11 protein-coding genes are annotated in these 12,691 nt (G+C 58.2%); 10 read left to right on the forward strand and 1 reads right to left on the reverse strand.

The window, feature by feature from the left end:
* The first annotated feature begins 168 nt into the window (after positions 1–168).
* From ppsA to ACA074_RS09105, 9 genes are all read left to right on the forward strand, one after another.
* Positions 169–2,544, forward strand: coding sequence for a phosphoenolpyruvate synthase (ppsA, locus tag ACA074_RS09065; protein ID WP_489878658.1), 2,376 nt, complete (start codon positions 169–171; stop codon positions 2,542–2,544).
* 99 nt (positions 2,545–2,643) lie between these two features.
* Complete coding sequence (locus ACA074_RS09070) at positions 2,644–3,633, forward strand: alpha/beta fold hydrolase (protein WP_497678813.1); 990 nt, start codon at positions 2,644–2,646, stop codon at positions 3,631–3,633.
* Positions 3,634–3,859: 226 nt separating this feature from the next.
* Complete coding sequence (rraA, locus tag ACA074_RS09075; RefSeq protein ID WP_008061717.1) at positions 3,860–4,351, forward strand: ribonuclease E activity regulator RraA; 492 nt, start codon at positions 3,860–3,862, stop codon at positions 4,349–4,351.
* Between the two features lie 21 nt (positions 4,352–4,372).
* On the forward strand, positions 4,373–5,368 hold the full coding sequence (cmaX, locus tag ACA074_RS09080) for a divalent cation transporter CmaX (RefSeq protein WP_497617227.1): 996 nt from the start codon (positions 4,373–4,375) through the stop codon (positions 5,366–5,368).
* Positions 5,369–5,431: 63 nt separating this feature from the next.
* Positions 5,432–5,680: a hypothetical protein gene (locus tag ACA074_RS09085; protein ID WP_008076827.1), complete on the forward strand. Its 249-nt coding sequence runs from the start codon at positions 5,432–5,434 to the stop codon at positions 5,678–5,680.
* Positions 5,681–5,682: 2 nt separating this feature from the next.
* Positions 5,683–6,507 (forward strand): mechanosensitive ion channel family protein, encoded by an 825-nt coding sequence (locus ACA074_RS09090; protein ID WP_007916401.1) that lies wholly within the window; start codon positions 5,683–5,685, stop codon positions 6,505–6,507.
* A gap of 90 nt (positions 6,508–6,597) precedes the next feature.
* Positions 6,598–7,188 carry an RNA polymerase sigma factor SigX gene (sigX, locus tag ACA074_RS09095; RefSeq protein WP_166222309.1) on the forward strand — a complete coding sequence of 197 codons (591 nt, stop codon included), beginning with the start codon at positions 6,598–6,600 and terminating at the stop codon, positions 7,186–7,188.
* Between the two features lie 107 nt (positions 7,189–7,295).
* Positions 7,296–8,330: an OmpA family protein gene (locus ACA074_RS09100; protein ID WP_095120047.1), complete on the forward strand. Its 1,035-nt coding sequence runs from the start codon at positions 7,296–7,298 to the stop codon at positions 8,328–8,330.
* Between the two features lie 146 nt (positions 8,331–8,476).
* Complete coding sequence (locus ACA074_RS09105; protein ID WP_401269685.1) at positions 8,477–9,496, forward strand: quinone-dependent dihydroorotate dehydrogenase; 1,020 nt, start codon at positions 8,477–8,479, stop codon at positions 9,494–9,496.
* A gap of 146 nt (positions 9,497–9,642) precedes the next feature.
* Here ACA074_RS09105 and rmf read toward each other — a convergent pair whose 3' ends face one another.
* Positions 9,643–9,858, reverse strand: a complete 216-nt coding sequence (gene rmf, locus ACA074_RS09110) for a ribosome modulation factor (protein ID WP_003223300.1) — start codon at positions 9,856–9,858, stop codon at positions 9,643–9,645.
* A 531-nt stretch (positions 9,859–10,389) separates the two neighbouring features.
* Here rmf and rlmKL point away from each other — a divergent pair.
* Positions 10,390–12,660 carry a bifunctional 23S rRNA (guanine(2069)-N(7))-methyltransferase RlmK/23S rRNA (guanine(2445)-N(2))-methyltransferase RlmL gene (gene rlmKL, locus ACA074_RS09115; RefSeq protein ID WP_187680657.1) on the forward strand — a complete coding sequence of 757 codons (2,271 nt, stop codon included), beginning with the start codon at positions 10,390–10,392 and terminating at the stop codon, positions 12,658–12,660.
* Positions 12,661–12,691 lie beyond the last annotated feature (31 nt).

Below are 12,691 nucleotides of genomic sequence, written 5' to 3' on the forward strand. Positions count from 1 at the left end.
CTTGGGCCTTAAGCTAGTCATCAATCTTGGATATGATAGGCGCGATTTGCCGGCCGCCAATGGCCCGCATTCTCACTTATTTTCCAGGTCCAGGCCATACAACCGGCCAATGCTCCCCCGAGCTGCCGGTTTCTGAGCTTTTCCAACACAGTTAGTGGAGAGATCACCTTGGTAGAGTACGTAGTTTCCCTCGATAAGCTCGGCAAACACGATGTTGAGCATGTGGGGGGCAAGAACGCATCCCTGGGCGAGATGATCAGCAACCTGGCAGGTGCCGGTGTGTCGGTCCCTGGCGGCTTTGCCACCACCGCGCAGGCCTATCGCGACTTCCTCGAACTGAGCGGCCTCAACGACCAGATCCACCAGGCCCTCGACGCTCTCGACGTCGACGACGTCAATGCCCTGGCCAAGACCGGCGCCCAGATCCGCCAATGGATCATGGACGCCGAATTCCCCGAAAAACTGAATGCCGAAATCCGCACCGCGTTCGCCGCGCTGTCGGCCGGCAACCCTGACGTGGCCGTAGCCGTGCGTTCTTCCGCTACTGCCGAAGACTTGCCGGATGCTTCTTTCGCCGGCCAGCAGGAAACCTTTCTGAATATCCGTGGCGTGGAAAACGTTATCCGCGCCGCCAAAGAGGTATTCGCCTCGCTGTTTAACGACCGTGCGATTTCCTACCGCGTGCACCAGGGCTTCGACCACAAACTGGTCGCCCTGTCGGCTGGCGTGCAGCGCATGGTGCGTTCGGAAACCGGCACCGCCGGCGTGATGTTCACCCTCGATACCGAATCCGGTTTCCGTGACGTGGTGTTCATCACCGGCGCCTACGGCCTGGGTGAAACCGTCGTACAAGGCGCGGTGAACCCGGATGAGTTCTACGTGCACAAGGGCACGCTGGAGGCCGGTCGTCCGGCGATCCTGCGTCGCAACCTTGGCAGTAAAGCCATCAAGATGATCTACGGCGACGAGGCCAAGGCCGGTCGTTCGGTCAAGACCGTCGATGTCGACAAGGCTGACCGCGCACGTTTCTGCCTGAGCGACGCTGAAGTCAGCGAATTGGCCAAACAAGCGATGATCATCGAAAAGCACTACCAGTGCCCGATGGACATCGAGTGGGCCAAGGACGGTGACGACGGCAAGCTGTACATCGTGCAGGCCCGTCCGGAAACCGTGAAAAGCCGCACCCAGGCCAACGTCATGGAACGTTACCTGTTGAAAGAAACCGGCACCGTGCTGGTTGAAGGTCGCGCCATCGGCCAGCGCATCGGCGCCGGCAAGGTTCGTATCATCAAGGACGTGTCCGAGATGGACAAAGTCCAGCCGGGCGACGTGCTGGTCTCCGACATGACCGACCCGGACTGGGAACCGGTCATGAAACGCGCCAGCGCCATCGTCACCAACCGTGGCGGCCGTACCTGCCACGCGGCGATCATCGCTCGTGAACTGGGTATTCCGGCGGTTGTAGGTTGCGGTAACGCCACCCAATTGCTGAAAGATGGCCAGGGTGTGACCGTTTCGTGCGCCGAAGGCGACACCGGTTACATCTTCGAAGGCGAACTGGGCTTCGACATCAAGAAGAACTCCGTGGATGCCATGCCGGATCTGCCGTTCAAGATCATGATGAACGTCGGCAACCCGGATCGCGCTTTCGACTTCGCGCAACTGCCGAACGCCGGTGTGGGCCTGGCCCGTCTGGAATTCATCATCAACCGCATGATCGGCGTCCACCCCAAAGCGCTGTTGAACTACGACGGCCTGCCGCCGGAAATCAAGGAAAGCGTCGACAAGCGCATCGCCGGTTACGACGATCCGGTCGGTTTCTACGTCGAAAAACTGGTTGAAGGCATCAGTACCCTCGCTGCCGCGTTCGCTCCGAAGAAGGTCATCGTGCGTTTGTCGGACTTCAAGTCCAACGAATACGCCAACCTCATCGGCGGCAAACTGTACGAGCCGGAAGAAGAAAACCCGATGCTGGGCTTCCGTGGCGCTTCGCGTTACATCAGCGAATCGTTCCGTGACTGCTTCGAACTCGAATGCCGCGCGCTGAAACGTGTGCGCAACGAGATGGGCCTGACCAACGTCGAAATCATGGTGCCGTTCGTGCGTACCCTCGGCGAAGCCAGCCAGGTTGTGGATCTGCTGGCAGAGAACGGATTGAAGCGCGGCGAGAACGGGTTGCGCGTGATCATGATGTGCGAACTGCCATCGAACGCGATTCTCGCTGAAGAATTCCTCGAATTCTTCGACGGTTTCTCGATCGGTTCCAACGACCTCACTCAACTGACGCTGGGTCTGGATCGTGACTCCGGGATCATCGCGCACCTGTTCGACGAGCGTAATCCGGCGGTCAAGAAGCTGTTGGCCAACGCGATTGCCGCGTGCAACAAGGCTGGCAAGTACATCGGCATCTGCGGTCAAGGCCCGTCCGATCACCCTGATCTGGCCAAGTGGCTGATGGAACAGGGCATCGAAAGCGTGTCGCTGAACCCGGACACCGTGCTGGAAACCTGGTTCTTCCTCGCCGAAGGCCAGCCGCAGGCTTGATAAGTATGTGAACGGGCCGCTCCCATACGGAGCGGCTCTTTTAGTGTTTCAAACAGGGCGAGCGCCTTCGGATGCCGCCCTTTTTTTTGCAAGAGCATTATGCAAAGCAGCAGCAACCTATTTCCTGTCGCCCTGATCAGCGCCGAGCGGCGCGGTGATCTGAGCGAAGACGTTTATCGATTGAAGCCCGGCAACAGCCCGGACTGGTCCGTGGAAATCGCCGTCACCCGTCTGGGCATGGCCGATGAACCTGCGGTGCGCGGGGTGCCGGTCATTCTGCTGCACGGCAGTTTTTCCAATCGGCGCTTCTGGTTTTCACCCAAAGGCCTGGGGCTGGGGGCGTATCTGGCGCGTCTGGGTTTTGATGTGTGGATTCCGGAGATGCGCGGCCACGGCCTGTCGCAGCGCAACGAGGAGTACCGGCGCAATCGCGTTGCCGACTACGCCCGTTACGATCTGCCGGCGATTGCCGCATTCGTGCGTGAGCAGAGCGGGCAGGTGCCGCATTGGATCGGCCATTCGCTGGGCGGCATCACGTTGGCTGCCGCGCTCGGCGGCGAATACCTGGGCCAGCCGGCGGTGGCTTCGGCGGCGTTTTTTGGAACGCAGGTGAGCCGCACCTATTGGCCGTTGAAAATTCCGCCAGTGGAATGGAGCGGTCGCTTCATTCTCAAGCGCTTTGCGCAGCTGTCTGGTTCACGCCTCAAGCGCGGCCCGGAAGACGAGCCGATCGGGCTGGCACTGGAAAGCATGCGTTGGTACGGCCTGTTCGGCCGCTTTGGCGACAAGGACAAGGATTGGTGGGCCGGTCTTGCCGATGTTCAGGTGCCGGTGCTGGCGGTCAGTGCGACAGGGGATCATCAGGATCCTGCCTGGGCTTGTCGCAAACTGTTCGAGCAGATCGGTTCCGAGCACAAGCAATTCATCAATCTTGGGCGTGAGCAGGGCTTCAAGGATAATTTCGGTCACGTCGAGATGCTGGTGAGCAAGGCTGCACAAGTCGAAGTATGGCCACTGGTGGCGCGTTGGCTTCAGGATCAGCACACACCGTTGCTGGGCGATAAGCCGGATCTGGCTGCTGCGGTCTGAGGCGAGGGCTCTGAAAAGGGCATTTCGCTCGGATCAGCTTGCGGCTAAGATATGACGCATTGTGCGGTTCTGGTCATATTTGGTGGCTGTTTCGCTATTACGTTTCAGCGTTTGTTCAGGTTCGTTCAGCAACCATGGGATGAACTAAGGTAAACAGCGACCGCCGGGACTCGTCTCAAAAGAGTGCGTCATCCTTGATCGTCTTCCTTTTTACAGGAGTTTTTCGATGAACCATTACCTCACGCCTGACCTGTGCGACGCCTATCCGGAGCTGGTGCAGGTGCTGGAACCGATGTTCAGCAATTTCGGCGGCCGTGATTCGTTCGGCGGCGAAATCGTGACCATCAAATGCTTCGAAGACAACTCGCTGGTCAAGGAACAAGCCGAGCTCAAGGGTAACGGCAAGGTGCTGGTGGTCGATGGTGGTGGTTCTCTGCGCCGCGCACTGCTGGGCGACATGATCGCCGAGAAAGCCGCGAAAAATGGTTGGGAAGGGCTGGTGATCTACGGCTGCATCCGTGACGTCGACGTCATTGCCCAGACTGATCTTGGCGTTCAGGCGCTGGCCAGCCACCCGATGAAAACCGACAAGCGCGGCATTGGCGATCTCAACGTTGCAGTCACGTTTGCCGGCGTGACATTTCACCCAGGCCACTACATCTATGCGGACAACAACGGCGTGATCGTTTCGCCGAGCCCGCTGAAGATGCCTGAATAAGCTTTCGACATAGGGATGAGGATGTTCGAGGAAGAAAACGCGCAATGGGGGCTGGTGCATGCCCTGGTGCTGGATGGTAATGGCGGTGCGCGTTCGATAGCCCGAACTGAGCTCGACGATCTGCAGCTGTTGGCCCATGAAAGCCTGTGGCTGCATTGGGATCGTAGTCATCCGCAAACCCAGACCTGGCTACGCAAATCCAGCGGTCTCAATGAGTTTACCTGTGACCTGCTGCTGGAAGAGAACACCCGGCCGCGCCTGTTGCCGTTGCCCGACTCCGAGCTGCTGCTGTTCTTGCGCGGGGTCAACCTCAATCCGGGCGCCGAGCCGGAAGACATGGTCTCGGTGCGGATTTTCGCCTCCGCTCAACGCGTGATTTCTCTGCGTTTGCGCCCGCTGCGGGCCACCGATGAGTTGCTGACGATGCTGGAGGAGGGCAAGGGCCCGAAAACCTCCTCTGAATTGATGCTTTATATGGCGCAGTTGCTCACTAATAAAGTGCAGGATCTGGTCACTTGCCTCTCGGAAATCGCCGATGAGGAAGAAGAAAAGATGGATGCCGACGAACGGTATACCCCGGAGCATGGCGCCATTTTGCACATCCGTCGCAGAGCGGCCGGGCTGAAGCGTTTTCTCGCGCCGCAGCGGGATATTTTCGGACAGCTGACGCGGATAAAACTGCCTTGGTTTGTCGATGACGACGCCGATTACTGGAACGAGTTGAACAACAGTCTGACCCGCTATCTGGAAGAGCTTGAATTGACTCGAGAGCGCGTGGGGCTTGTCCTGGAGGCTGAAGACCGGCGTTTGAGCCTGCGCATGAATCGCACGATGTATCGCTTCGGGATCATCACCTGCATCTTTTTGCCGATGAGTTTTATCACCGGTCTATTGGGCATCAACGTTGGCGGAATTCCCTTCGCGAGCAGCCCTTATGGCTTCCTGATCGCCTGTCTGACGGTGCTCGCCATGGCGTTCGGACAATGGTGGTTATTCCGCCGTTTGCGCTGGGTTTGAAAATGGCGCATGTGACCCGACCAAATTTGCCCGCGTCTTTCACAGACATCACGAGAGGTGCGTATGCACGATCCGTTTGAACAGTCTTTGCGCGACATGCTCAACGCCTCGCCGTCCAGCCGCGACGACGATGCATGCCTGGGCCGCGTACTCAAAACCGCCAACCGCCAGGTCGGCGCCGGTGATCTGTTCAGTCTGCTGGGCCGCTGGCTGCCCGCGCTGATGATCGCCCTGAATAACGGATCGGCCCACGTGTCGCCGGTTTCCCGTCTTCGTAAACCTACCGCTCGCACTGCTGATAAGGCTGATTGAATATGGAACTTGATCTCTGGACTCAGAGCCTCGTCACTGCAATGACTGCGTTGTGGACCAAAGTCGCCAACTTCATTCCGAACCTGTTCGGCGCACTGGTCGTGCTGCTGTTGGGTTTCGTCGTGGCCAAGCTGCTCGATACCTTGCTGTCCAAACTGCTCGCCAAACTGGGTCTTGATCGCCTGATGGGCGGCACCGGGCTGACGAAATTGATGTCGCGGGCGGGGCTGCAAGTACCGATCTCGACTCTGATTGGCAAGATTGTTTACTGGTTCGTTCTGCTGATATTCCTGGTTTCTGCAGCAGAATCCCTTGGACTTGAGCGAGTTTCAGCTACGCTGGATATGTTGGCGCTGTATTTGCCGAAGGTTTTCGGCGCCGCGCTGGTTTTGCTGGTGGGGGTTTTGCTTGCTCAACTGGCGAACGGACTGGTGCGCGGGGCGGCAGAGGGCGTAGGCCTGGACTACGCTTCGGGGCTGGGGCGAATTGCTCAGGGGCTGGTGATCATCATCAGCATCTCGGTAGCGATCAGTCAGCTTGAGGTCAAGACCGACCTGCTGAACCATGTGATCGTCATCGTTTTGATTACCGTTGGTCTGGCGGTTGCGCTGGCCATGGGCCTGGGAAGCCGGGAAATTGCCGGTCAGATTCTTGCGGGAATCTATGTGCGTGAGTTGTATCAGGTTGGGCAACAAGTGCGTGTTGGCGAGGTCGAAGGCCAGATCGAAGAGATCGGCACGGTTAAAACCACATTGCTGACCGATGAGGGTGAGCTAGTCTCTCTTTCCAATCGGATCCTGCTGGAACAGCATGTGAGTAGCCGCTAACCCGGCAAACCCTGCTAATGTATGCCGCCGCAAAATGCCAGCTGATGCTGGTTGCGGCGGACATTGACCTGACTGTCGGCACGACTTGTTTTGAATAAAGCCCATACGCTATCCACGCGCTACGACCCCCGCGAGCTCTCTGATGAGGAGTTGGTCGCGCGCTCGCATACCGAGCTTTTTCACGTAACGCGCGCTTATGAAGAACTGATGCGGCGTTACCAGCGAACATTATTTAACGTCTGCGCGAGATATCTTGGGAACGATCGCGATGCAGACGATGTCTGTCAGGAAGTCATGTTAAAGGTGCTGTACGGCCTGAAGAACTTCGAGGGGAAATCGAAGTTCAAAACGTGGCTCTACAGCATCACGTACAACGAATGTATTACGCAGTATCGAAAGGAACGGCGAAAGCGTCGCTTGATGGACGCATTGAGTCTTGACCCCCTCGAAGAGGCGTCCGAAGAAAAGGCGCCGAAACCCGAGGAGAAGGGCGGGCTTGATCGCTGGCTGGTGTATGTGAACCCGATTGACCGCGAAATTCTGGTGCTGCGATTTGTCGCAGAGCTTGAATTTCAGGAGATCGCAGACATCATGCACATGGGTTTGAGTGCGACAAAAATGCGTTACAAACGTGCTCTAGATAAATTGCGTGAGAAATTTGCAGGCATTGCTGAAACTTAGTTCAGCGCAAATATCTCTTACGTGTAGGCAAGTTCTGATAGACTTGCCGCCGAGTTGTCCCCCGGTTTGCGGGACTGCTTCACAATCACCAGATGGGGATTTAACGGATGAAACTGAAAAACACCTTGGGCTTGGCCATTGGTTCTCTTATCGCTGCCACTTCGTTCGGCGCTCTGGCACAAGGCCAAGGCGCAGTTGAAATCGAAGGCTTCGCTAAGAAAGAACAATTCGACAGCGCTCGTAACTTCAAGAACAACGGCAACCTGTTCGGCGGCTCGATCGGTTACTTCCTGACCGACGACGTTGAACTGCGTCTGGGCTACGACGAAGTTCACAACGTACGTGCCGATGATGGCAAGAACGTTAAAGGCGCTAACACCGCTCTGGACGCTCTGTACCACTTCAACAACCCGGGCGACATGCTGCGTCCGTACGTTTCGGCCGGTTTCTCTGACCAGAGCATCGACCAGAACGGTTCGAACGGTCGTAACCGTTCCACCTTCGCCAACGTTGGCGGCGGTGCCAAGCTGTACTTCACCGAGAACTTCTACGCCCGTGCCGGCGTTGAAGCTCAGTACAACATCGACCAGGGCGACACCGAGTGGGCTCCTAGCGTCGGTATCGGTGTGAACTTCGGTGGCGGCTCCAAGCCTGCTGCTGCTCCAGTTCCAGCACCAGCTGAAGTCTGCTCCGACAGCGACAACGACGGCGTTTGCGACAACGTTGACAAGTGCCCAGACACCCCAGCCAACGTAACTGTTGATGCTGACGGCTGCCCTGCAGTTGCTGAAGTTGTTCGTGTTGAGCTGGACGTCAAGTTCGACTTCGACAAGTCTGTTGTTAAGACCAACAGCTACGGCGACATCAAGAACCTGGCTGACTTCATGAAGCAGTACCCATCCACCACCACTACTGTTGAAGGTCACACTGACTCCGTCGGTCCTGACGCTTACAACCAGAAACTGTCCGAGCGTCGTGCAAACGCCGTTAAGCAAGTTCTGACCAACCAGTACGGTGTTGAATCGTCCCGCGTTCAGTCTGTTGGCTACGGCGAATCCCGCCCAGTTGCTGACAACAAAACTGAAGCTGGCCGTGCTGTTAACCGTCGCGTAGAAGCGCAGGTTGAAGCTCAAGCTAAGTAATTAGCTGCCGCTCTGAGAAAAGCCCGGCTTAGGCCGGGCTTTTCTTTGTCTGCGATTTGAATAATGTCGGTATTCGCGCCTCGCACGGCAGGTCGATGCCCGGCTATAATCGCCGCCTCTTTTCGCCGTCCGAGTCATCGCCGCCCATGTATTCCCTGGCCCGTCAGCTGTTGTTCAAACTTTCCCCGGAAACCTCCCACGATCTGTCGCTGGATCTGATCGGCGCGGGTGGGCGTTTGGGCCTCAACGGCTTGCTGTGCAAGGCGCCGGCGAAGATGCCGGTGACAGTCATGGGCCTGGAATTCCCGAACCCGGTGGGTCTGGCGGCCGGTCTGGACAAGAACGGCGCGGCCATCGACGGCTTCGCGCAATTGGGTTTCGGTTTTGTCGAAATCGGCACCGTGACCCCGCGTCCACAGCCGGGCAACCCGAAACCACGAATCTTCCGTCTGCCGGAAGCCGAGGCGATCATCAACCGCATGGGTTTCAACAACCTCGGTGTCGATAACCTGCTGGCGCGGGTGGCAGCGGCGAAATACAAGGGCGTGCTGGGCATCAACATCGGCAAGAACTTCGACACGCCGGTCGAGCGCGCGGTGGACGACTACCTGATCTGCCTGGATAAGGTCTACGCCCACGCCAGTTACATCACGGTCAACGTCAGTTCGCCGAACACCCCGGGTTTACGCAGTCTGCAGTTCGGTGATTCGCTCAAGCAGTTGCTCGCGGATCTGGCCACGCGCCGTGCCGAACTGGCGCTGCGCCATGGCAAGCACGTGCCGCTGGCGATCAAGATCGCGCCGGACATGACCGACGAAGAAACCGCGCAGGTGGCGCAAGCGCTGATCGAAACCGGGATGGACGCGGTGATCGCGACCAACACCACCCTGAGCCGTGTTGGGGTTGAAGGCATGGAGCATGGCGACGAGGCGGGCGGTCTGTCTGGCGCGCCGGTGCGTGACAAGAGCACCCACACCGTGAAGGTGCTGGCGGCTGAGTTGGGTGGTCGTCTGCCGATTATTGCGGCGGGCGGGATTACTGAAGGCAAGCATGCGGCGCAGAAGATCACCGCGGGTGCGAGCCTGGTGCAGATTTATTCGGGCTTCATCTATAAGGGCCCGGCGCTGATTCGTGAGTCGGTAGACGCCATCGCAGCCCTGCGCTGATCATCCTCCTACAGGGCATCAAAATACCAAGGCAATAAAAAGGGCTCCTCGAAGGAGCCCCTGGGCCGAAGCCCGCCGTCCGGGAAGGACGTGCGTGGTTAGTGCGTTACAAATTCAGATTGTCGTGTCGGAATTAATGCCCTGTGTCAGCCGACGGCGTGAAGTTCGTTGAGTCTGTGGATTCCCGCAGTGCCGGTCATACCGTCCCAGTTGTCGCCGCGTCCTTCTCGCCAGCCGTTAATCCAGGCTTGACGTACCGACGGTAGAGTAAATGGGCAAAGCTCACGGGATTTGCCACCAACGCCATATTGATATCCGCGCAAAAATGCTCTTTCCAACGGATCACGCTTAAGTCTTCTCATAGGGTGTTTCCCTCACTTGTTGACTGTTTGTGTCGCGTTGACCTCAACCGAGGTCTGGCAGAAAAACTCTGCCGGGGGGCGGCTCGCTGCCGGCGTGGCGAGCCAAGGTGTTGACGCCGTTGCGACGTCAACCTGTTGTCAGTTCTAACCAATGAGTCACAGCGATGGAATGACCGTTTTGTCATAAGGACGTAACGAAATTAGTGCTTAGGCCATAAGTAACTTTGGGTTTCATGCACGTTTTTTCAGCAAACCCCGGTATGATCGGCCCCGCGCTGGATGATGGGGTTAATTCTTTAGTGAGAATGACCTACGTTTAGCGTCAGGTACTATTCGACGAAGGGTCGATTTCAGGCAATTTGTTACACCAACTTTTTTATCTGTCCTTGCATCTAAGCTCTGTTAACCCGAGCAGCGGGGATGGAACGGCACACCTTCGTGCCACGCGGGCGTTCTTTTAGAAAAGCGCCTGATTGAAAACCGGGTCGGCAATGCGTTGCCGATCCACTAGCCAAAGGCTCTGGAAATACCATGTCCGACAGTTTTGAACTCTTCCTCACTTGCCCCAAAGGCCTTGAAGGCCTGCTTATCGAGGAAGCCGTCGGGCTTGGCCTTGAAGAAGCCCGCGAGCACACCTCCGCGGTGCGTGGCATGGCGACCATGGAAACCGCCTATCGCCTGTGCCTTTGGTCGCGTCTGGCCAACCGTGTGCTGCTGGTGCTCAAGCGCTTTCCGATGAAGGACGCCGAAGACCTGTACCACGGCGTGCTCGATGTCGAGTGGCAGGATCACATGCTCAGCGATGGCACCCTGGCCGTCGAATTCAGCGGCCACGGCTCGGGCATCGACAACACTCACTTCGGCGCGCTGAAAGTCAAAGACGCCATCGTCGACAAACTGCGTACCCCGCAAGGCGACCGTCCGTCGATCGACAAGCTCAACCCGGATCTGCGCATTCACCTGCGTCTGGATCGTGGCGAAGCCATTCTTTCCCTCGACCTCTCTGGCCACAGCCTGCACCAGCGCGGCTATCGCTTGCAGCAGGGGGCGGCGCCGCTGAAGGAAAACCTCGCGGCCGCCATCCTGATCCGTTCCGGCTGGCCGCGTATTGCGGCCGAAGGCGGTGCGCTCGCTGACCCGATGTGCGGTGTCGGTACGTTCCTCGTCGAAGCCGGGATGATCGCCGCCGATATGGCGCCGAACTTGCGTCGCGAACAGTGGGGCTTTACCGCGTGGCTCGGTCACGTGCCGGCGCTGTGGAAAAAACTTCATGAAGAAGCCGCCCAGCGCGCCGCTGCCGGTTTGGCCAAGCCACCGCTGTGGATTCGCGGTTACGAAGCTGACCCACGACTGATTCAACCGGGCCGCAACAACGTTGAGCGCGCCGGCCTGAGCGAGTGGATCAAGATCTATCAAGGTGAGGTCGCGACCTTTGAGCCGCGTCCGGACCAGAACCAGAAAGGTCTGGTCATCTGCAACCCGCCGTACGGTGAGCGTCTGGGTGACGAAGCCAGCCTGCTTTATCTCTACCAGAACCTCGGCGAACGTCTGCGTCAGGCCTGCCTGAACTGGGAAGCGGCGGTGTTCACCGGTGCCCCGGATCTTGGCAAGCGCATGGGCATCCGCAGCCACAAACAGTATTCGTTCTGGAACGGCGCGCTGCCGTGCAAGCTGTTGTTGATCAAAGTGCTGCCGGATCAGTTCGTCACGGGCGAGCGTCGTACTCCGGAGCAGCGTCAGGCCGAGCGTGAGCAAGCAGCTTACGATCAAACTCCGGACGAGCCACAAGAGCGCAAGTTCAACAAGAACGGCAACCCGATCAAACCGACGCCAGCCCCGGCTCCGGTGATCGAGCAGCCGCGCTTGAGCGAAGGCGGGCAGATGTTTGCCAACCGTTTGCAGAAGAATCTCAAGGCGATGGGCAAGTGGGTCAAGCGCGAAGGCATCGATTGCTACCGCGTCTACGATGCCGACATGCCGGAATACGCGATGGCCATCGACCTGTACCACGATTGGGTGCACGTCCAGGAATACGCCGCGCCGAAGTCGATTGACCCGGAAAAAGCCTCGGCACGCATGTTCGACGCACTAGCAGCCATTCCACAGGCGCTGAACGTCGACAAGAGCCGCGTAGTGGTCAAACGCCGTGAGCGCCAGAGTGGCACCAAGCAGTACGAGCGTCAGGCTGCGCAGGGCAAGTTCAATGAAGTCAGCGAGGGCGGCGTGAAGCTGTTGGTCAACCTCACCGACTATCTCGACACGGGCCTGTTCCTCGATCACCGGCCGATGCGCCTGCGCATTCAGAAAGAGGCGGCCGGCAAGCGCTTCCTCAATCTGTATTGCTACACCGCGACCGCCAGTGTGCACGCGGCCAAGGGCGGCGCGCGCAGCACCACCAGCGTCGACCTGTCGAAAACCTACCTCGACTGGGCGCGCCGCAACTTGTCGCTGAACGGCTATTCGGACAAGAACCGTCTGGAGCAGGGCGACGTGATGGCGTGGCTGGAAAGCTGCCGTGAAGAGTACGACCTGATCTTTATCGATCCGCCGACCTTCTCCAACTCCAAGCGCATGGAAGGCATCTTCGACGTGCAGCGTGACCAGGTTCAACTGATCGACCTGGCCATGGCCCGTCTGGCGCCAGGTGGCGTGTTGTACTTCTCCAACAACTTCCGCAAGTTCCAGTTGGAAGAAAACCTCGCCGAGCGTTATGCGGTCGAGGAAATCAGCGCGCAGACCATTGATCCGGATTTTGCCCGTAATACCAAGATCCACCGCGCCTGGAAAATCACGGCTCGTTGACACTCGGAAATATTGGATCCACAGAGCCTTG

The sequence above is a fragment of the Pseudomonas sp. LBUM1655 genome, assembly GCF_059716085.1.